Here is an 18,210-nt window from a genome sequence, read left to right as displayed (position 1 = left end):
CATTGTGAGCACTCGCACGCGTAACGTCCGCCAAAATGCCGGACGGACGCTTTCCAACGACTCAATGGACATTGGTGGCCAGGCTTAAAAGTGGCGATGAAAAAGAGTCGCGCCGCGCCCTCGACCAGATCTGCACCGCCTACCATCACCCGCTCTACTGCTACATCCGCAAGCGCGGGCTCAACCACCATGACGCCGCCGATGCGCTGCACGATTTCCTGGCCCGGCTGCTGCGGCTCGGCTCGCTGAAAATGGCGGACGCCGAGAAGGGCAGGCTGCGCTCCTACCTCTGCACCGCGCTGCAGCACTTTCTCTCCAGCCGACACCGTGGCGCCCGGCAGCAGCCCCGAAACGTGAGCCTGGATGACAGCGCCGAGGAGCTCTTCCGCCACGAGCAACTGGCCGATCACCTGACCCCTGAGAGCACGCTGGAGAAAACCTGGGCCACGAACTTGCTGCGCCTGAGTCTGCAGGATCTGGCGGAAGCAGAATCCACGGCCGGGCGCGGTGCGCAGTTTCAGATGCTGGAGCCCTTCCTTTCCCCCGACGCCGTGCCGCCCGACTATGCCGTGCTGGTGCCGCAATGCGGCAAAACCGCCGAAGCCCTGCGCAAGTCCGTGCAGCGCCTGCGCCAGTCATTCCGGAAAATTCTGCGGAGCCGCATTGCCGAAACCCTGGAGGAGCCGTCCGCAGAGCAGATCGACGAAGAACTCAACGCCCTGCAGGCCGCGATGAGGATCTAAGTTTGTGTGAAAACCGGAGGGTGAGGCCAGGCTGGCGCCGCGCGAGATGAACGTTTGCCAGGCAGGTGTTGAGCCCGCACCATGTCCACGTATATTCACGGCAGATGAACCTTCCGATCCGCCCGCGCCGCAACCGCCAGTCTCCCGCCATTCGTGATCTCGTGCGCGAGACGGAATTGACGCCCGGCCATTTGATCTACCCGCTTTTCCTTCAGGAAGGCGGCGAAAACACGCCCATCGCCTCCATGCCCGGCTGCACGCGCTGGAGCATTGAGGGACTGGTGAAGGAAGCTGGAGAGGCGCACGCGCTGGGCGTTCCCGCCGTGGTGTTGTTTCCACGCATTCCGGATGAACTCAAAACGCGCGGCGCAGAAGCCTGCCATGCGGATGACGGCCTGGTGCCACGTGCCATCCGCGCCCTGAAAAAGGCGCACCCCACTCTCACCGTGATCACGGATGTGGCACTCGACCCTTACAATAGCGACGGGCATGACGGTCTGGTGACGGATGACGGTCGCATCTTGAATGATGAAACGGTGGCCGTGCTCTGCCAGCAGGCGGTCTGCCATGCGCGTGCCGGGGCGGACATCGTCTCTCCCAGCGACATGATGGACGGCCGCGTGGCGGCGCTGCGTGACGCGCTGGACGGCGCGGGATTTCAGGCCGTGTCGATCATGAGCTACACGGCCAAGTATGCCAGCGCCTACTATGGACCCTTCCGTGGTGCGCTGGACTCCGCGCCGAAGGCTGGAGACAAGAAGACCTACCAGATGGACCCGGCCAATGCGCGCGAGGCCCTGCGGGAAGCTGCGCTGGATGAAGCTGAAGGCGCGGACATCCTGATGGTGAAGCCCGCGGGTCCATATCTGGACATCATCGCCAAACTGCGCGCCGCCAGCACGCTGCCCATCGCGGCGTATCAGGTCAGCGGGGAGTATCTCATGATCAAAGCCGGTGCCGCAGGCGGATGGATCGATGAAACGAAGATCATGAATGAATCGCTCATCGGCATTCGTCGTGCCGGGGCGGACATGATTTTGACCTACTTTGCGAAGCAGTGGTCCGCGGCGTGGCGGTGAGTTTTACGCTGTGACGCACACCGGCTCTGGCAGGGGGACGCTTTTCTCTGCGGCGTTTTGTGAACGCCTGAAGATGAGCGCCACCAGCGAGAGTGTGACGACGGAGCTCAGGGGCATCAAGATTGCCGCCAGCAGGGGGCTGAGGTGTCCGGCAAGGCCGACGATGACGGTGATGATGTTGTAGCTCACGGAGAAAGCGAAAACAGCATGAACGGCACGGCGGTGCGTGGCGGCAATATCTAGCAGGCTGCTCATGAAGCGCATGCTGTGGCCCAAGAAGTAGAAGTCGGCCTTGTGCTCCAGGAAGCTGCGGCCGGTGACCGGACTGCCTGCGCAGGAGGCAGCATCAAAGGCCAGGCTGTCATTGGCACCGTCGCCGATGTAGAGCGTGCTCTGCGGTTCGTGGCTGGAGATCCACGCCGCCTTCTGGTCCGGCGTGAGGCTGTGCTGCCATTGCCCGGGTCGAAGGTGCAGTTGTTTCGCGATGGCGGCCACCTTGGTTTCGCGGTCACCGCTGAGGATGCTCACGCGCAGGCCGCGCTCTTGCAGCGCTTCCATCTGCGCCAGAGACTCGGCGCGCAGCGCATCGCGAAAACGGAAGGCGCAGAGCGTCTGCCCGTCGCGGGTGAAAATCGCGTCCGCCGTCGTGTCTTGTGGGCGTGAGAGGGTCCAGACGGCTCCCGCGTGCTCGCAGCGCAGGCCGTGGCCGGGTTCTTCCACCACCTCCGCATTCAGGCTGTCATCGGGCATGCCGCCCAGGGCGTCAAAGAGGCTGCGGCTCACCGGGTGCAGGTTGCCACTGGTCAGGTGGCGCAGCATCTGGCGTGCGGTGGCATCCAGGTTTTCCAAGGCCTCGGCATTGAGCAGAAGCGGATTTTCGAGCGTGAGCGTGCCGGTTTTATCAAACACCACCTGCCGCAGGCGCGTGAGCTTTTTCCATAGTCCCAAGGTGCGCACAAAGACGCCTTGATCCGCAGCGCGTGCGGCGGCGATGTCGTCTGCCAGCGGCGCCGCCACACCGAGCGCGCAGGGGCAGGACACCACAAACACGGAGATCATCACCTGCAGGGCGCGAGTCCATTCACCCGTGTGCCACCACCACCCGAGACCGCCCACGACTCCGGCAAGGACCACGACCACGAGGTAGCCGCGCAGCAGTTTTTCCAGACGCAGGTCGCGCTGGTCTCCGCCGCGGCGGGCTTCCAGCAGCTTGTGCAGCGTGGAGTCATTCCAGGCTTCCAGCGCCACCGCATTCAGCGCACGTGTGCCTGCATTCAAAGCACCGGAGGGCAGGAGCTGCCCGCTGCTGCGGCTGCAGGAGTCGCTTTCACCACTGATCCACTCCAGGCTGATGCTGGCGTGGTCGTCCGTGAGCTTTGCGGCCACGGGCACGGCCTGGCCGGGCTTCACGGTGAAGCTGGCACCGGCCTTCAGCGCCTCCAGCATTTCCTTTTCAGGAATGGACGGGTCGCGCAGCAGGCGGCGGCGGTTTCTGGCCACGGCCATCTGCTGCACCAGCCTGCCACCCAGCATGAGGAAGATGAACATGGCCACGAAGTCGAAGTACTTGAGCCCCGGCTCGCCGCTGAGCCAGCCGATGATGGAGCCCGCATACGCCGCCAGGATGCCCAGCGTGATCGGTGTGTCGATGTGCAGCACTCCGGCGCGCAGGGCATGCCAGGCGCGCTGCGCAAAGTAGCTGCCGCCCACCAGCAGCGCCAGCGTGGCGGAGGCTGCGGCTACCAGATCAAACCAGCGGGCGAAGGGGAAGTCCGTCGGCATGCCGAAATAGGCGGGCAGAGAGAAGGCCATGGCGTTCATGGCAAAGGCGCCGCACACGCCGGTGCGGCGCTCCAGGGTGTTGTCGCGGCTCTGGCCGGCATCCGCGCGGGCCATGCCCAGCAGGTAGCCGAAGCGCTGGAGCTCACGCGCAAACTCCACGGGCTGAAATTTGCCCGGCTGCCAGGCCATGCGCAGCTCGCCGCTGGAGATGTCCACCTGGATCTGCGTGCCGCCGAGTTTGGCGAAGACGCGCTCAATGAGCCAGATGCAGGCCATGCAGGAGAGCCCCTGCACGGAGACGCACAGCTCTGCGGCCACGTCCTCATTTTCACGCGTGGCCTCGGCAGCCAGCGTGGCGGTTTCCAGCCAGCCGTAGTCCTGCTGCCGCATGGCCTGCGGCGGCACCGGGGGCAGGTTCAGGCCGGATTTGAGATCGTAGAAGTGCTCCAGGCCCTGCTGCTGGAGCACGTCATGCACCGAGTGGCAGCCAGCGCAGCAAAAGCCGTCGCTCCGGGTGGCCGGAACGGGGGTGCCGCAGTGTTTGCAGGTTGCGTTCATTGCATTTTATTTGGTATTAGTTCATGGCATGGCAGCAGCTCGCGGCGGCCGAACTGCCAAAGTCCAGGGTGTCGCGCAGGCGCCAGGCCAGGACGACGGCTGTCACCAGGGCGAGGCCGCGCTGCACTTTGCGCATGGTGGCGGGCTGGAGGCGGCCGCCAAGCAGATGGAGCTGGGTCTGCGCGAGAAAGAGCAGGGGCAGGGTGCCGAGGCCAAAGGCCACCGCAAAACCCGCGCCGCGGGTGGCGCTGCCATTCGCCGAGGCGAGGGCCAGCATCAGGTAAAGCGGGCCGCAGGGAAGCAGGGGAGTGGCGAGGCCGAGGATGGCGGCGCGAAGGGTGCTTTTCAGTTTGAAGGCGGCGGTCTGCACGCGGCGCAGGCCATGGGTCAAAAAGCCGGGCTTGGGCAGCCACTTGTCCAGGCCCAGGCCCACGATGAGGAAAGCCAGCACCAGCATCCACGGCAGAACCATGCCCGCGCCATGCTGGAAGAATGCCAGAGGCACCGCGCCCAGGGTGCCTGCGACAGCCCCCGCCACACCATAAGATACCAGCCGCCCGCCATGGTAAAGCGCCGTGCCGCTCATGAAGCCACCGCCCTTCGGCCCGATGGCCCAGGAGCACGACAGCGGCCCGCACATGCCCACGCAGTGCAGGCTGGTGACGATGCCCGCCATGAAGGCCGCGGCGCTGGTGTCGATCTGGATCATGAAGGCGGAATCAAGTGTTTCAGGGGCACGACTTCCGGCTGATTGTGCAGGGCGATGTAGAACAGGGTGCTCCAGGCGCTGATGAGCACCACAAAGGCGAACACCACCCACAGCCAGGGCCGGCGTGCGAGAAACCCGGGCGTGTCACTTCTGGAGATATTGCTGGGGATTGAGGTAGTCATTGGAATTGAGTCGTTGGTCTGGGCCGGCAAACTCGAAGGGCTTCGTGTGGTAGTTTTTGCCATCTTTCGTGTCGGTGATGGTGATGCTCAGCTTGAAGGGGGCTTTGAAAGCGGCCTCAGGCAGGGTGATCATGAGGGGTTTCAATTCCTCCCCCTGCGCGGCGATGGTGACCGGGGCATCGGCACCTGCGGCGGTCAGACCTGCGGGCAGGTCTCCGGCCAGAGTCAGAGTGAAGGTGCGCGGCTCGTTGCGCTTGTTGATGAGGCGGACCAGAAACTGATTCCGGACCGTGTTGTTGGTCACGTAATAGGGTGAGCCCTGCATGCGCAGCACATTGGCGCGCATGGGTTCGATGCGGCTGGCGGAGAAGCCAAACACGCCCAGCCCGAGCAGAAGCAGGCCGGTGTAAAACAGGATGCGGGGACGGACGAGGCGGGTTTTGCCGCCATTGAAGGCGGTGAGGGAATCGTAGCGCACGAGGCCGGGTTTACGGCCCAGTTTCAGCATGATGCTGTCGCAGGCATCCACACAGGCGGCGCAGCCGATGCACTCTAGCTGCAGGCCGTTGCGGATGTCGATGCCGGTGGGGCAGACGTTCACGCAGCGCAGGCAGTTCACGCAGTCGCCTGCGCCGGTGGTGCCGGCCTTGCCGCGGGGCTCGCCGCGCTTTTTGTCGTAGCCCACATTGATGGTGTCGTCGTCCACCAGCGCGGACTGCATGCGGCCGTAGGGGCACATGATGACACAGAACTGCTCGCGGAACCAGCTAAAGGCGCCGTAGAGACCGGCGGTGAGGAAGAGCATGACGCCGAAGGCGATGGCATGCGCCTGCGGGGAGTGATGCATCATCTCGTAGAGCTTCTCCAGCGAGACGAAGTAGCTCAGGAAGATGTGCGCGATGAGGAGGGAGGCCAGGATGTAAAGGCCGTGCTTGAGTGTGCGCCGGGCAATCTTGGCCGCCGTCCATGGTGCGGCATCCAGCCTGCGCCGGGCTGCGGCGTCACCATCGATCAAGCGCTCAATGCGGCGGTAGATGTGCTCAAGAAACACTGTGTAGGGGCAGGTCCACCCGCACCACACGCGGCCAAAGAGCGCCGTGACGTAGAAGAGGGAGAAGCCCAGGCCGGTGACGAGAAAGAAGCCCACCCACAGGTCCTGGACCGCCAGCGTGAGGCCCATGAAGTGGAAGCGGCGGTTCAGCACATCCAGAAACACGGCGGGGAAGCCGTTCACTGGAATCCAGGGCAGCGCGATGTAGATGACGAGCAGTACCAGAGCCACGCCCCTTCTGCCCCAGGTGAATTTCCCGGACACATCGGCCGGGTGCAGCGTTTTTTTGCTGCCATCTTCGTTGATGGATCCGAGGGAGACGAGGTTGGGGGCGGGTGCGGACATTTGCGGGGCTCGCAGCTTATTGGGCAGCAGGCGGTGTGGCTGTGGTTGAAGGAGTGGAGGTTGTGGTGGCGGCGGGTGCGCCGGTGGCACCTGGGGAATCCGCCGCACGAGTGATGGGCTCTCCTTCCTTGTGGTGGCTGAGGACGAAGGCGACGACTTCGCTGACGCGCTTCATGCCCAGCACCTGCTCCCAGGCGGCCATGCCTTTGGTGATGTCGGGCGAGCCTTTGCGCACGACCTTGAAGATCTCCGTGGGTGTGCCGCCATGCTTCCACTCCTGGTCGTTCAGCGGCAGGCCGGGCAGCTTGGCTCCGGCCAGCATTCCGTCCAGCAGGGGCCCGTGGCAGCTCACGCACATGCCCTGGGTCATGAAGGTAGCCTTGCCGGCCTCCACGGTGGCGGGATCGCGTGAGAGCGCCCAGAGCTGGTCGTCCGTGATGGTTTCCATCTGCTTGTCGCGCGCCTTCTGCATTTCGGCCATGGTCTTGTCGATGATGCTGGTGTCACTGCTGCCGAAGCCGAGCTGGTAGTAGCAGAGCCAGTGGATGGTGAACCATGCGATGGTGATGTAGAGTGTGAAGAGCCACCAGTTGGGCAGCTTCTGGTCATACTCCTGGATGCCATCGTAAACGTGGTCGCGGAGCTCGGGCTCGTGATTGCTGGGAGTGGGCTGCTTGGAGTCCATGGCGGGAGGGAATTATTCGAGTGGCAGGTTGGACATGTGCTTGGCCTTGTCCTTGCGCAGCAGCATGCCGCGGAGGGTCATGATGCCGAAGACGAGCACGGTGGTGGCGAAGGAGATGACGGGCACGACGAGGTGCCAGTTTTCGTAAACGATGCGCTTGTACATGGGGTGCGGAGGGAGCGGGGGTTACTCGGCGCCTGTGGTGCGGCGGCCGTTGTCAGGAATGATGGGGGCCAGCGGGAAGGGGATGCCCTGTCCTTTCCTGGCCAGTGCGTCCTCGACGGTTGGCTGCTCGAACTGGCCGAGCTTTTGCAGGTAGGCGATCACGGCCACCATCTCGCTGTCAGGACGCACCACGATGTTCGATTTCTTGAGCTCGGTGGCGATCTTCACGCCCTGCTCCAGAGCCTTCATCTTGATCTCCGTGGCATCCATGGGCGGATACGGCACGCCGAGCTGGCGGAGAACGGCGATCTTGGAAGGCAGCGCCTTCTGGTCAAAGGCCTTCGTGCTCAGGTGGGCATACGGCGGCATGTTGGACTGCGGAGACATGGAGCGCGGGTCCATGAGGTGCTCGTAGTGCCAGGAGTCGGGGCGCTGGCCGCCTTCGCGGGCGAGATCGGGGCCGGTGCGCTTGGAGCCCCACTGGAAGGGGTGGTCGTAGATGCTCTCACCCAGGCGGGAGTAGTCGCCGTAGCGCATGACGTCCGGCACCAGGGTGCGGATCATCTGGGAGTGGCAGTTGTAGCAGCCTTCGCTGACGTAAATGTCACGGCCTGCAAGCTCCAGGGGTTCGTAGAGCTTCTGCACGCGGTCCTCGACGTTCTTGGCGCTGTTGACCGTGACGGTGGGGATGATCTGGATGAGGCCGCCGATGACCACAGCCACGAAGGTGAGAACCGTGAAAGGAAGGTAATTGTGCAGCAGCTTCTCATACCAGCCAGCCCAGGACTTGCTCGACTGCTGGAAACGACGCACGGCGAGGAAGCCAAAGATGATGGCGCAGATGAGGGAGGCCACGTCCGCACCAGGCGGGAGGAAGATCCAGCCGAAGATAAGCAGCAGCGCGCCAAAGGTGCAGGCCGTTGGGTCATTGAAGAAGGTTTCCTTCATGCCCATGGTGTCCGTGCCTCCTTTGGCAAGCACGGCCACTTCGCGCACTTCATTGACCGCCTTGCCGCTGCGGATGGTCTTCCAGAGGTTGATGCACATCACGATCCAGCCGACGAGGAACATGCCGCCGCCGATCACGCGCAGGCCCATCAACGGGCGGATGGCCTGCAGGGTGTCGAGGAAGGTGTTCTTCACTGCGAGGCCGTCCGCGGTGACCTGGTTTAGCATGAGACCCTGCATGATGCCGCTGATCCACATGGCCACGACGTAGAGGAGGATGCCGAAGGTGCCGATCCAGAAATGGAAGTTGGCCATGCTGATGGAATGCAGGCGGGTGTTCCACAGGCGGGGGGCCAGCCAGTAAAACATGCCTGCCGCCATGAAGCCATTCCAGCCAAGGGCGCCGGCATGCACGTGGCCGATGGTCCAGTCCGAGTAATGAGAGAGCGAATTCACCGCGCGGATGGAGAGCAGCGGCCCCTCAAACGTGGCCATACCATAAAATGTCACACCGGCGATGAAGAACTTGATCACGGGGTCCGTGCGCAGCTTGTCCCAGGCGCCGCGCAGGGTGAGGAGGCCGTTGAGCATGCCGCCCCAGCTCGGGGCCCACAGCATGAGGCTGAAGAACATGCCCAGCATCTGCAGCCACTTTGGCAGGGCGGTGTTCAGCAGGTGGTGCGGGCCAGCCCAGATGTAGAGGAACACCAGCGACCAGAAGTGCACGATGGACAGCCGGTAGGAGTACACCGGCCGCTCCGCCGCCTTCGGCAGGAAGTAGTACATGATGCCGAGGATGGGAGTGGTGAGGAAGAAGGCCACGGCGTTGTGCCCATACCACCACTGCACCAGCGCATCCTGCACGCCGGCGAAGATGCCGTAGCTGTGCGTCCAGCTCGTGGGAATGGAGAGATGATTGACGATGTAGAGCATCGCCACGGTCACGATGGTGGCGATGTAGAACCAGAGCGCCACATACAGGCTGGGCTCGTTGCGCTTGTGCAGCGTCAGGAAGAAGTTCACCGCAAACACCACCCAGATGACCGCCACGGCCACATTGATGGGCCAGATGAGCTCGGCGTATTCCTTGCCGCGGGAGAGGCCCAGGGGCAGCGTGATGGCCGCAGCCACGATGATGGCCTGCCAGCCCCAGAAGTGGATGTTGCTCAGCGTGTCATTGCCCATGCGGCATTTGCACAGCCGCTGCGTGGAGTAGTAGATGCCCGCGAACATCATGTTCCCCACGAACGCAAAAATCGCCGCATTGGTGTGCAGCGGGCGCAGGCGGCCGAAGGTGAGCCATTCGGCGAGGTTGAGCTGGTGGTAGTTGAGCTGGCTGGCGATGAAAACGCCGGCGAGCATGGCAACGACGCCGAAGATGATCGAGGCCAGCATGAACTGGCGCACGACTTTGTCGTTGAACTCAATGGGGACTTTGGAGGCTGCGGTGCTTGTCATGGGGAAAGGAGGGGTGGGAAAGGGAGGCGGGGACGGTCATGCGCGCGCCTTCGGGTTCATCGAGCGGCAGCAGCGCATCCTGCTCGATGCTGCCCCGGCGCCGCTGCGCACGCTCCGCCAGATACAGGGCCGCAAAGAGGACGGCGAACATGAGGCTGACGAAGATGGTGACGGCAAAAACTTCCATGAGGGGCTGCAGAGCAATGGGCTCGCGCGACACCACAGAAGCGCAGATCATAGCCACCCGCTCTCCCCCCCTTGGGATAGCCTCATCCGATCTTGTGGCGCTGCGCAAAAGAGGCGCGGTCAGCGGGGTGAAAGCCGATGGAGATTTAATGCGCCGCTGACACGCAAAAGGGGGCGGACGACGCCTGAATTTTCAGACGTCCGACCCGCCCCCGAGAGAGGGAATTCGCCGCTGGATCAATCAGAGCGTCATGCGCCGCGCCAGTTGCGCGTAGGCCCCGCCTTTCATCTGCTCGATCTGCCTTGAGCTTTGCAGATCCTCGGTGATCGCCGCGGTCACACGTTTGTCGGTGATGGGGTCCGTGCTGAAGCTTTTCCAGGAGCCGGTGGCGGTGTCCATGACCATGGCTTTGAGCGTGAGCCGGGTGACGGTGCGCTTTCCCGGAATGAACTCGCCGACGACTGGCAGCCAGGTGATGCTGTCGAAGCCGGTGGAATCATGCGCGGATTCCAGGAGACCCCAAACGCAGACGATTTTGCTCGCTCCAGCCCTGGCTGCCGCCATGCGAAGTACCCTGGGGTCCGGGCGTTTTGCAGCCTGCGCCTGGCCATCGCTGTCCTGGGGCAGGCCGGAGTAGGGACTCACGCGCACGTGCTGCTCGAAAGCCCGGCTCAGCGCACCGTCCGGCTGAATGCTTCCGGATTGAATCAGGAGAATATGCTCGCCCGGGTGCAGCCGCACGGACCGGCGGGATGCCCCCTCAAGAGTGGCGCGAATGGCGGCATCGGTGACGCTGCCGTTCGCGGGTATGCCCAGCAGATCCGCCTCAGCGATCTCGCCCCGGTAGAAGGGATTGCGACCGACATTGCTGATGGAGGTGGTTTCGCAGGCGCTGAGAATGACGGCTGCCGCGACGGATGAGAGGAGAAGGGAGGTGCGTTTCATGGCATGCGATCTCTCAGCGCAGCGGAACAAGAGATCGCATTGATAAAGTTGAACCGGGTATTGAGGGGAGTGATGGCCGACAAGAGCACAGGCACGGCCTTCGGGCCAATAGCCTCAGCTTACAAAAGAGATTCCCAGGCTCGTCCTGCCGCTGCGGACAGCCTGCCGATGATGCCGCCACTTGAGATAAAGGCCCAGGGCTGTGAATGGCAGCAGCGCAAAGCACACGAAGCCTATCTCCGCGAGCACACCGCACGCAAAGATGATGTCTATGTCTGGCGTGCCGTTCCATTCGGGCTTGCGCATTTCATGAGTCATCCAGGCGACGTTCATCTGGTAGAAAATGACTGCGACTGAAAAATGTCCCAGAGGAAGACACCATAACGGTGCATAACGAGCCACGGTATAAACAATTCCGGCAAACACGAGCCACAAAGAAAGACTGGCGGACGTGAATGGCGCGATTTGAAACATGCCCTCCTCATTTCCCCTTCGTCTTCGACTTGCCACCGCTGGATTTTTTGGGCTCAGCCTTCGGGGCGGCTTTCTTTTCGCCAACCTTTGATGCCTCTGCAGGCGGCGGGGTGGGGGAGAGAATGATGGGGGCGGTGGCGGGCCCGGGCAGGGGTGGCGTGGTGGTGCTCGGGGCCGGCGGCGGCGTGGTGATCGTTCCCGGCGTGCCCGGAGTAGCGGCGTCATTGGCCGGCGGGGTTGTGCCTGTGGCGGCTGGAGGCATGACGGTGACGGGCGGAGCCTCCGGTTTCTTGAAGGGGTCTTCCCACACATGCAGCGTGTATCCAGCGCCGATGCCGCCCACTTCTCCCAGCAGGGCCTGGCATTTTTCCTGCCACTTCGCCAGATCCGGCGCGCTGCGCTCCTTCTCCGCAGTGCCGGGAAAGATGAGGTAGGTGACCTTCAGGTCGCTCTCGGGGCGGATGTAGGGTGTGGCCTTGGGATTGATGGTTTTAGCCATGAGCAGGGAGGCCTCCCCCATTTTGAAACTGGGGCCGTAGTCGCCGCAGATGGCGGGGTATATTTTCCCTTCGTGGATGACGGCGGCATAGTCGCCGATCTGCGGGGTGAACTTGTTCTGGTCCGAATACCCGCGGAAGAGCAGCGAGAGGACGATGAAGGGGTCTTTTTCTGCAATGAGGCTGCTGCGGGATTTGAACTCACCGACCTCCAGCTTGAGCTGGTCGATCATCACCTTGAGCTCCCGATTGCGCGTGGAGCTGAGCCCCTTCTTGGAAAACTCATCCTGGGCTTTGGCAAGACGGTCCTCCCATCTGGCGAGCAACGGGTTGGGGGTCTTTGTGGTCTTGGCCCAGGCGTAGCTGGTGAAGGGCTGGTAGTAGTCCGAAAGATAGATGTATTCGTCCAGCGCCGGCATGCGGTCGCCATCGGAGCCGTCGGCCACCACATCCATCTCAGACTGGATGAGCAGGGCGCGGCGCTGGGTGGCGGGGTGGGTGAGCTCCAGGATGGTCTCGGTGTCGTAGAAGTTGTGGCGGTCCAGGATCTTGTTCAGGCGCGTGAGGTCGTTCTGCACGCGGTTGGTTTTGTTTTCGTAGAGCTTGTGGTAGAAGCCGCTGACCTTGCCGCTGGCGAGCATGCCTTCCAAGCCGGGCAAAATGGCGGGGAGGTTTTTGTTGATGCGGGAGAGCTCCGCCAGGGTCTGGTTCGCCTTCGGCACGCGGATGCTGAGCTGAAACTCTGCTTTGTAGGCCTCGGGGTCCAGGCGCTCCAGGCTGGCAAAACCGCCCTCCTCCGTGACCAGGTTCGTCTTCACGGTGATGCCGTTGAAAAGCGTGGCCACGTCGATGTCCTTGCGCGGAATAAACTTGTCCGGCAGGGGCGGCTGCACTTCGCGGATGACCTCCTTGGTCACTTCTTTGACCACGGGCACCTCCTTGATCACGTCGCGCAGCACATCGCGGGTGATGATGCGCTCCTTGGCGCCGCGGGCGGAGTCCAGAATGTCCTGGATGCGCTTGGTGATCTTTCCCGCATAGGGCGTGAAGGGCAGCGCAAGCGCGACGACCAACGACAGAATAAAAGCGAGCCGGATGAAGGAGCCAAAGCAGCCGCGTTTCCGGCGCGGCGGTTCAGACGGGGGAGGGGTGTCCGTGGCTGGCTGGGGAGATTCCGAAGACATACGCGTGCAGAAGTCTAATCTCGTTTCAACGCCGGAGCGAGCGTATCATCCTTCTTCCAGACGGCCTTCTTTGAGCAGGAGACGGCGGTCGCCACGTTTGGCCAGCACCTGGTCATGCGTGACCACGATGAGTGTTTTTTTTGCCTCGTCCACCACCTGCATGAGCATGTCGATGACGCCGCTGCCGGTGCTGGCGTCGAGGTTGCCGGTGGGTTCGTCCGCGTAAATGATGCCGGGGTTGTTGATGAGCGCACGGGCGATGGCCACGCGCTGCTGCTCGCCGCCGGAGAGCTCAGTGGGCAGGTGCTGGAGGCGGCCGCTGAGGCCCACCTTGTCGAGCAGTTCGCGGGCGCGTGCCTCAGCCTTTTTGCCGCCGATCATGGAAGGGAGCACCACATTCTCCAGGGCGGTGAGTTCCGGCAGCAGGAAGTAGTGCTGGAAAACGAAGCCCATGACCTGGTTGCGCGTGCGGGCGCGCTCCACCGCTGCTGCCTGATAAAGGGAGCGCCCGTGCACCAGCACGTCTCCAGACGTGGGCTGCTCCAGGCCGCCGAGTACGTAGAGGAGGGTGGTTTTGCCGGCACCGGACTGGCCGCAGAGGAAGACTTTCTCACCCGCGGCGACTTCGACATTCACGCCACGCAGCACTGGCAGGTCATGCCCGGCAAGGTGGTAGGTACGATGCACATCACGTGCGGCAAGTGGGGCGGCTTCCTGGCTCATGAAAATGGAATGGTGCTACGCTCCGCAGATGCCACGCGGCGTCAAGGCAGGATGCCCGCCTGGGTGCGTTGTCTGAGTGTTTCGTACATCACGATGCCGGCGGCCGTGGCCAGATTCAGGCTGCGCGTCCCCCGCATGGGAATGCACAGGCAGCGGCCCGGCCGCAGCACGGAGGGCGGGATGCCGCGTGTCTCGGGCCCGAAAACGAGGTAAATCTCCTGAGTGCTGAGGTCGGCCTCCCAGTAGGTGAGCTCCCCCTGGCACTCCACGAACCAGCACGCGGCCCCGGCTGGAATCTCCGCCGCCAGCGCCTCCCAAGTATCCCAGACGCGCACCTCCACCTCCTGCCAGTAGTCCAGTCCGGCGCGTTTGAGCTGCTTGTCGCCCAGGCTGAAGCCCAGGGGTTTGATCAGGTGCAGGCGTGCGCCCGTGGCGAGACACAGCCGCCCGATGGCTCCGGTGTTGTGCGGAATTTCAGGCTGAAAGAGGACGACGTTCAGCATGAATGCGGCCTCAGGCCTTGAATACAAAGAGCTTCCGGCAGATGAAGTTCACCAGCGTGGAGGCGACAATCAGCAGAAGCTGCGCGGTGAAGGTGCTGATCCCGTACCATTTGATGAGATAAGGGCCGGCCAGCAGGCCGATGCCAAATCCCGTCGAACTGACCGCCGAAAAGTACACAAACTCCAGCACGCGGTGATGGCGCCCCGGGATGAACACCCACAAGGAATTGGTCACATAGGCAAAGATGTTGCCAAAGAAAAAGGCGATGATGTTGTTATACGTGAGGTTTACCGCACGCACATCATCGGGAAGGCCCATGCTGGTCAGCGCCGGGTAGTGGCCCCATCGGGAGAGAACATAAACGATCGCCGTGGTGAGGGTGAGCGAGCCGATGCCGCAGATGCCGTATTTGATGAACTGCACCAGCGGATCTGTGTCGCGCGTGTTCAGGCGCGCCCAGATCGCACGCCAGCTGTTTTCACGGAAAAATTGAAGAGCCTCACCGATTTTTGACATCATCGAGTGAGGCTCTCCGGGGATCGTGCTACTGCAAGCAAAGGATGCTTAATAACGGTGGTAGTTGCCGTTGCGGTCGTAGTAGCCCTGCTGCTGGTTCGGGGGCGGGCCGCCGCGGTAGTAGCCCTGCTGACCCTGTCCCTGGTAATAGTTCCGCTGGTCGCGGGCATTGCCGAGAGCATTGCCACCCAAGGCTCCGAGGCCGGCGCCAATGGCGGCACCTTCCAGGCCACGACCGCTTTGGTTGCCGATGATGCCACCGACGGCGGCACCACCCAGAGCACCGAGCACGGAGCCAGTTTGAGCATTAGGACCCGAGGCACAGGAAACCAGTGAGAGGGCTGTTAGGATCGAGAGGACGCAGTGTTTCATGTTGGTTTAGGGATGAGATTCCTCAGGAGGGCTGGGATCAGTAGTAGTAGCCGCGACGACGATCCCGGGCATTGCCGATGGCATTGCCACCCAGGGCGCCGAGAGCACCGCCGATGGCGGCACCTTCGAGGCCGCGACCGCTTTGAGAACCGATGATACCGCCAACGGCAGCACCGCCAAGGCCGCCAATGACAGCGCCTTGCTGGGCGCCAGGTCCGGTGGCACAGGAGGAGATGGTGACAGCAGTAATGATGGAGAGGATGATGTGTTTCATAATAGTGGGTCTTCTGACAGTCTGCTTTGTCGTAAAATAGGCCCGAATTGTTCACAAAGAAAAGCAAAATCCTGCGGACATGGGCAAGTTGTCATCCTTAATACGCGGCGCGGCGGCTCTCCGGCCTCCTCCGCCTTTCTTTATTTGACGGGCATTCTGGCAGCGGCTACAAACCCTCCCGCCCCCTCCAACTTTCTCTATGCACGTGCGTTTCTTTCTTCGCTCTCTCTTTGCCGTCTCTCTTCTCTGCCTTGCCGCCCTGCCGGTGCAGGCGGAGCAGTTGCCGCTGGACCATCCCTGCGCTGCATTGGTGAAAAAATACCTCACCGCTGTCGTGCAGCAGGACTGGAAGACCGCCTCGCAAATGCTGGTGCCCTCCTCTCTGGAGCGCCGCCAGCGTGAGACGATCCAGATCATCAAAACGGCCCCCACCATGACCGACGAGGAGAACATGCTCGCCGGTTACAACGTGAAGGGTGTGAGCGATTTGGAAAAAATGACTCCGCAGGAGTTCTACCAGGTGGACCGCGAGGCCTGGCACAGAAAGCTCAAGCTCAGCCCTGAAGCCACCAAGCGGAAGCAGGAGACGCTTAAGATCACCGTGCTCGGTCTCGTGTCTGAAAAGGACAAAGGCTACGTCCACGCCACCGTGCGCACCTCCCAGGAAACGCTGACGGACAAGATCGAGGAGCTCTTCCTCATCTCCTTCGTCACCGATCCTGAGAATCCGAAAAACTTCCTCATCTCCCCCGAAATGAAGGACCGCCCAGTCATCACCCCTCTGGATGGCTCGCCCCCGAAGGAGAAATAAGCGGCTGACCGTTCAATCTCAAGTCTCGAAGGCTCCGGCGAAGGTCGGGGCCTTTTTTGTGGGGTAAGGAAGATGCTTCTGAGCTCGCCGCGGCACGTCATTCCTCATCAAGCACGCCCAGCGCCCGGAAGGGAAGCGTGAGTCCGGTGCTGAGAGCCTTGCTGGTGAACTGCACGCCGCCGCTGGCTGCTTTGACCGTCCTTTCCACCGCGGCGGCGGGGCCGCGCGGAGAAATGCGGATGTCATGAAGCGGCCCGCTGATGTCCATGTCTGTGAGCACGTGGCTGAGAGGTGAGGTGGCCAGCCCCACGAGGCCGCGGAGATTTGCGCGTGCCTGGCCCTCCACCCGTTTGCGCACCAGGTCCACGGTCCCCTGGGCGGTGACGGTGACGGACTCGCTGCGGGCTTTGAAGGGATCAATGGTGGCGACACCCTTCGTCATCACAAAGGCCATCTGAAACTCGCCGGTGCCATCATGGCCTTTGTGAGGGAGAAGTTTGGGAAAGAGGGAGTAGGCCTGGTCGAGCACTGGGATGTGAACCACGGGCGCGTTTGTCAGCACCACCGTGCCGCGGCCGGTGGAGTGCTCAGGGGAACGGCCGCAGATGGAGCCGTGGTAGGCCAGCGTGAGCTCGGAATTGTCCAGTTTCGAGCTGACCTTGCCCGCCCAGGGGGAAAGGTGGGAAATATTCAGCGACTGGAGTGCAATGTCCGCCTTGCTCAAGACCTTTCCATTGTAGCTGCCACCCAGCGCAAAGCTGCCGCCCAGGAGCCTGCCTTTCAGGTCCTTGATCTCCCAGAGGCTGTCCGCATAGGACACGGCACCGGTAAGGTCGGTGATGTTCAGCGGATGTTTCTGCACATGGACGACGAGATCAGCGGGACTGCGGCTTTGCAGGCTGGCGAGCCTCCATGAGGGCGGTGTGCCGGACGCCTCCCAGGTGCAGACGAAGTCCCGGGCGGCGAGATCGGGAAAAGTCTTCACCTGGATGGAATGCGGCAGCTTGTGAGCCAGCGCAGGTACATTGCCCAGGAGTTCAAGCAGGTCGGCCCCGCCGGCGAGGCGGTCGATGCGCAGGGTCTTTGCGTCAGTTTGAAACGAGCCGGAGAATTCGTCGCTGTGCTCATGGCTGTCCGTCGCCGTTCCTTCAAGCAGCAACGGGGTGCCCTTCCAGCCATTCTCGCGTTTCACGTTCACCTTGGTGCCGCCCTTGGCGAAGGTGATCTGATGTGTGGAGTCCATGCCATTCTGATTGAGCTGGGCGTCGCAGACGGCCTCCGCCATCGGCACGCCACGCCATTCCACCTGGCGGCCTTCACCATGCAGCGTGGCGCTCCAGGTCCACGGCTTCTCACGGACATCCCAGGAGAAGGTTCCAGTGACCTTGAATTCGCCATGCCCCGGTGAAAAATTCAGGGTGTCGAAAACGCCGCGCAGCGCCTTGAGGTGGAGCTGAAATCCCGGCTTGGGCCCCGGGCTTTTGGGCGCGGTGATGACCTCTCCGCTCACAGAAATCGTCAGGCCTCCCTGATGGGCGAGGAGCTTCTCCACGGCCACCTTTCCCTTCTGCACGGTCAGTTCGGTGCTGAAGTGCTCCAAGGGAACGGCACCCGCCTCGTCGCTGACCACCAGGGTGGTGTCGTCCGCCGTCCAGCGTGTGATGGCGGAGTGCGTGCGCCATGAGGCCAGCCACTCCACATCGATGTGTACGCGGGAGATGGACGCCACCGGCTCCGCGCCGGTGCCGACATGCGTCAGGGCTGCGTCCCGGAGGGTAATGCCGCCCCAGGGTGTCCATGTTTCACTCTTGTAAGTGAGCTGCAGGCCGCGGTCTGCGAGGCGCTGATCCAGGGTGTTGCGGGCCTTTCCCACCAGCCACTCATAGGAGCCCCACAGCAGCAGCGGCAGCAGGGCTGCCAAGAGCAGCAGCCAGCGCAGAAAGCGGTGAAGTTTGGAACGGGGCGGAGTGGGCATGGGATTTCGCGTGGACAGAATGGCCAGATTCTATCGCGTGATC

At 62.7% G+C, this 18,210-nt stretch carries 20 protein-coding genes; 4 read left to right on the top strand and 16 right to left on the bottom strand.

Translation table 11 applies throughout. The annotated features are described in order from the left end of the window. Window positions 1-35: 35 nt before the first annotated feature. Entirely contained in the window at window positions 36-743 is a 708-nt protein-coding gene (locus ACILSQ_RS19760) for a hypothetical protein (RefSeq protein WP_395745378.1), read from the top strand. 104 nt (window positions 744-847) lie between these two features. Then, a complete protein-coding gene (gene hemB / locus ACILSQ_RS19755; RefSeq protein ID WP_395745377.1) occupies window positions 848-1,822 on the top strand; it encodes a porphobilinogen synthase in 975 nt (324 codons plus the stop codon). Window positions 1,823-1,825: 3 nt separating this feature from the next. Here hemB and ACILSQ_RS19750 read toward each other — a convergent pair whose 3' ends face one another. The 9 genes from ACILSQ_RS19750 to ACILSQ_RS19710 form a co-directional block, all read right to left on the bottom strand. Continuing rightward, complete coding sequence (locus tag ACILSQ_RS19750; protein ID WP_395745376.1) at window positions 1,826-4,162, bottom strand: heavy metal translocating P-type ATPase metal-binding domain-containing protein; 2,337 nt, start codon at window positions 4,160-4,162, stop codon at window positions 1,826-1,828. 16 nt (window positions 4,163-4,178) lie between these two features. Next, window positions 4,179-4,871 (bottom strand): sulfite exporter TauE/SafE family protein, encoded by a 693-nt coding sequence (locus ACILSQ_RS19745; RefSeq protein WP_395745375.1) that lies wholly within the window; start codon window positions 4,869-4,871, stop codon window positions 4,179-4,181. After that, window positions 4,868-5,053, bottom strand: a complete 186-nt coding sequence (locus ACILSQ_RS19740) for a hypothetical protein (RefSeq protein WP_395745374.1) — start codon at window positions 5,051-5,053, stop codon at window positions 4,868-4,870. The genes ACILSQ_RS19745 and ACILSQ_RS19740 overlap by 4 nt, the downstream gene beginning before the upstream one ends. After that, complete coding sequence (gene ccoG / locus ACILSQ_RS19735; RefSeq protein WP_395745373.1) at window positions 5,016-6,449, bottom strand: cytochrome c oxidase accessory protein CcoG; 1,434 nt, start codon at window positions 6,447-6,449, stop codon at window positions 5,016-5,018. The genes ACILSQ_RS19740 and ccoG overlap by 38 nt, the downstream gene beginning before the upstream one ends. A 16-nt stretch (window positions 6,450-6,465) precedes the next feature. Then, on the bottom strand, window positions 6,466-7,134 hold the full coding sequence (locus ACILSQ_RS19730) for a cbb3-type cytochrome c oxidase N-terminal domain-containing protein (protein ID WP_395745372.1): 669 nt from the start codon (window positions 7,132-7,134) through the stop codon (window positions 6,466-6,468). A 12-nt stretch (window positions 7,135-7,146) separates the two neighbouring features. Further along, window positions 7,147-7,299, bottom strand: coding sequence for a hypothetical protein (locus ACILSQ_RS19725; protein WP_395745371.1), 153 nt, complete (start codon window positions 7,297-7,299; stop codon window positions 7,147-7,149). Window positions 7,300-7,320: 21 nt separating this feature from the next. Further along, entirely contained in the window at window positions 7,321-9,705 is a 2,385-nt protein-coding gene (gene ccoN, locus ACILSQ_RS19720) for a cytochrome-c oxidase, cbb3-type subunit I (protein ID WP_395745370.1), read from the bottom strand. Beyond that, the gene (locus ACILSQ_RS19715) at window positions 9,671-9,892 is read right to left on the bottom strand and encodes a hypothetical protein (RefSeq protein ID WP_395745369.1); all 222 of its coding nucleotides are present in this window, start codon (window positions 9,890-9,892) and stop codon (window positions 9,671-9,673) included. Before ACILSQ_RS19715 ends, ccoN begins: the two co-directional genes overlap by 35 nt. Window positions 9,893-10,132: 240 nt before the next feature. Further along, entirely contained in the window at window positions 10,133-10,837 is a 705-nt protein-coding gene (locus tag ACILSQ_RS19710) for a hypothetical protein (protein ID WP_395745368.1), read from the bottom strand. A gap of 3 nt (window positions 10,838-10,840) precedes the next feature. On the opposite strand from ACILSQ_RS19710, the gene ACILSQ_RS19705 reads away from it, so the two are divergent. Then, window positions 10,841-11,194, top strand: a complete 354-nt coding sequence (locus ACILSQ_RS19705) for a hypothetical protein (protein ID WP_395745367.1) — start codon at window positions 10,841-10,843, stop codon at window positions 11,192-11,194. 124 nt (window positions 11,195-11,318) lie between these two features. Here ACILSQ_RS19705 and ACILSQ_RS19700 read toward each other — a convergent pair whose 3' ends face one another. The 6 genes from ACILSQ_RS19700 to ACILSQ_RS19675 form a co-directional block, all read right to left on the bottom strand. After that, on the bottom strand, window positions 11,319-12,992 hold the full coding sequence (locus tag ACILSQ_RS19700; protein WP_395745366.1) for a glycoside hydrolase family 75 protein: 1,674 nt from the start codon (window positions 12,990-12,992) through the stop codon (window positions 11,319-11,321). 45 nt (window positions 12,993-13,037) lie between these two features. After that, complete coding sequence (locus ACILSQ_RS19695; protein WP_395745365.1) at window positions 13,038-13,715, bottom strand: ABC transporter ATP-binding protein; 678 nt, start codon at window positions 13,713-13,715, stop codon at window positions 13,038-13,040. A gap of 41 nt (window positions 13,716-13,756) precedes the next feature. After that, window positions 13,757-14,218: a tRNA (cytidine(34)-2'-O)-methyltransferase gene (locus ACILSQ_RS19690; RefSeq protein WP_395745364.1), complete on the bottom strand. Its 462-nt coding sequence runs from the start codon at window positions 14,216-14,218 to the stop codon at window positions 13,757-13,759. Window positions 14,219-14,228: 10 nt separating this feature from the next. Further along, a complete protein-coding gene (locus ACILSQ_RS19685; RefSeq protein WP_395745363.1) occupies window positions 14,229-14,738 on the bottom strand; it encodes a GtrA family protein in 510 nt (169 codons plus the stop codon). A gap of 45 nt (window positions 14,739-14,783) precedes the next feature. Next, the gene (locus ACILSQ_RS19680; protein WP_395745362.1) at window positions 14,784-15,026 is read right to left on the bottom strand and encodes a glycine zipper domain-containing protein; all 243 of its coding nucleotides are present in this window, start codon (window positions 15,024-15,026) and stop codon (window positions 14,784-14,786) included. A 118-nt stretch (window positions 15,027-15,144) separates the two neighbouring features. Continuing rightward, a complete protein-coding gene (locus tag ACILSQ_RS19675; RefSeq protein ID WP_395745361.1) occupies window positions 15,145-15,381 on the bottom strand; it encodes a glycine zipper domain-containing protein in 237 nt (78 codons plus the stop codon). A 199-nt stretch (window positions 15,382-15,580) separates the two neighbouring features. On the opposite strand from ACILSQ_RS19675, the gene ACILSQ_RS19670 reads away from it, so the two are divergent. Next, entirely contained in the window at window positions 15,581-16,192 is a 612-nt protein-coding gene (locus ACILSQ_RS19670) for a hypothetical protein (protein WP_395745360.1), read from the top strand. A 97-nt stretch (window positions 16,193-16,289) separates the two neighbouring features. Here ACILSQ_RS19670 and ACILSQ_RS19665 read toward each other — a convergent pair whose 3' ends face one another. Next, the gene (locus ACILSQ_RS19665) at window positions 16,290-18,167 is read right to left on the bottom strand and encodes an AsmA-like C-terminal region-containing protein (RefSeq protein ID WP_395745359.1); all 1,878 of its coding nucleotides are present in this window, start codon (window positions 18,165-18,167) and stop codon (window positions 16,290-16,292) included. Between the last annotated feature and the right edge of the window lie 43 nt (window positions 18,168-18,210).

Source organism: Prosthecobacter sp. (assembly GCF_044227185.1).
GTDB lineage: Bacteria > Verrucomicrobiota > Verrucomicrobiia > Verrucomicrobiales > Verrucomicrobiaceae > Prosthecobacter.
Note: the sequence above shows the minus strand (reverse complement) of the source record. Positions and strands in the feature narration are given on the sequence as shown.

What these genes read in the sequence shown, in the direction of transcription:
- ACILSQ_RS19690 (WP_395745364.1), bottom strand. Translation starts at nt 14,218, where the DNA reads ATGCTGAACGTCGTCCTCTTTCAGCCTGAAATTCCGCACAACACCGGA.
- ACILSQ_RS19715 (WP_395745369.1), bottom strand. Translation starts at nt 9,892, where the DNA reads ATGGAAGTTTTTGCCGTCACCATCTTCGTCAGCCTCATGTTCGCCGTC.
- ACILSQ_RS19705 (WP_395745367.1), top strand. Translation starts at nt 10,841, where the DNA reads ATGCGATCTCTCAGCGCAGCGGAACAAGAGATCGCATTGATAAAGTTG.
- ACILSQ_RS19670 (WP_395745360.1), top strand. Translation starts at nt 15,581, where the DNA reads ATGCACGTGCGTTTCTTTCTTCGCTCTCTCTTTGCCGTCTCTCTTCTC.
- ACILSQ_RS19675 (WP_395745361.1), bottom strand. Translation starts at nt 15,381, where the DNA reads ATGAAACACATCATCCTCTCCATCATTACTGCTGTCACCATCTCCTCC.
- ccoG (WP_395745373.1), bottom strand. Translation starts at nt 6,449, where the DNA reads ATGTCCGCACCCGCCCCCAACCTCGTCTCCCTCGGATCCATCAACGAA.
- ACILSQ_RS19750 (WP_395745376.1), bottom strand. Translation starts at nt 4,162, where the DNA reads ATGAACGCAACCTGCAAACACTGCGGCACCCCCGTTCCGGCCACCCGG.
- hemB (WP_395745377.1), top strand. Translation starts at nt 848, where the DNA reads ATGAACCTTCCGATCCGCCCGCGCCGCAACCGCCAGTCTCCCGCCATT.
- ACILSQ_RS19760 (WP_395745378.1), top strand. Translation starts at nt 36, where the DNA reads ATGCCGGACGGACGCTTTCCAACGACTCAATGGACATTGGTGGCCAGG.
- ACILSQ_RS19685 (WP_395745363.1), bottom strand. Translation starts at nt 14,738, where the DNA reads ATGATGTCAAAAATCGGTGAGGCTCTTCAATTTTTCCGTGAAAACAGC.
- ACILSQ_RS19730 (WP_395745372.1), bottom strand. Translation starts at nt 7,134, where the DNA reads ATGGACTCCAAGCAGCCCACTCCCAGCAATCACGAGCCCGAGCTCCGC.
- ccoN (WP_395745370.1), bottom strand. Translation starts at nt 9,705, where the DNA reads ATGACAAGCACCGCAGCCTCCAAAGTCCCCATTGAGTTCAACGACAAA.
- ACILSQ_RS19745 (WP_395745375.1), bottom strand. Translation starts at nt 4,871, where the DNA reads ATGATCCAGATCGACACCAGCGCCGCGGCCTTCATGGCGGGCATCGTC.
- ACILSQ_RS19740 (WP_395745374.1), bottom strand. Translation starts at nt 5,053, where the DNA reads ATGACTACCTCAATCCCCAGCAATATCTCCAGAAGTGACACGCCCGGG.
- ACILSQ_RS19725 (WP_395745371.1), bottom strand. Translation starts at nt 7,299, where the DNA reads ATGTACAAGCGCATCGTTTACGAAAACTGGCACCTCGTCGTGCCCGTC.
- ACILSQ_RS19665 (WP_395745359.1), bottom strand. Translation starts at nt 18,167, where the DNA reads ATGCCCACTCCGCCCCGTTCCAAACTTCACCGCTTTCTGCGCTGGCTG.
- ACILSQ_RS19695 (WP_395745365.1), bottom strand. Translation starts at nt 13,715, where the DNA reads ATGAGCCAGGAAGCCGCCCCACTTGCCGCACGTGATGTGCATCGTACC.
- ACILSQ_RS19700 (WP_395745366.1), bottom strand. Translation starts at nt 12,992, where the DNA reads ATGTCTTCGGAATCTCCCCAGCCAGCCACGGACACCCCTCCCCCGTCT.
- ACILSQ_RS19710 (WP_395745368.1), bottom strand. Translation starts at nt 10,837, where the DNA reads ATGAAACGCACCTCCCTTCTCCTCTCATCCGTCGCGGCAGCCGTCATT.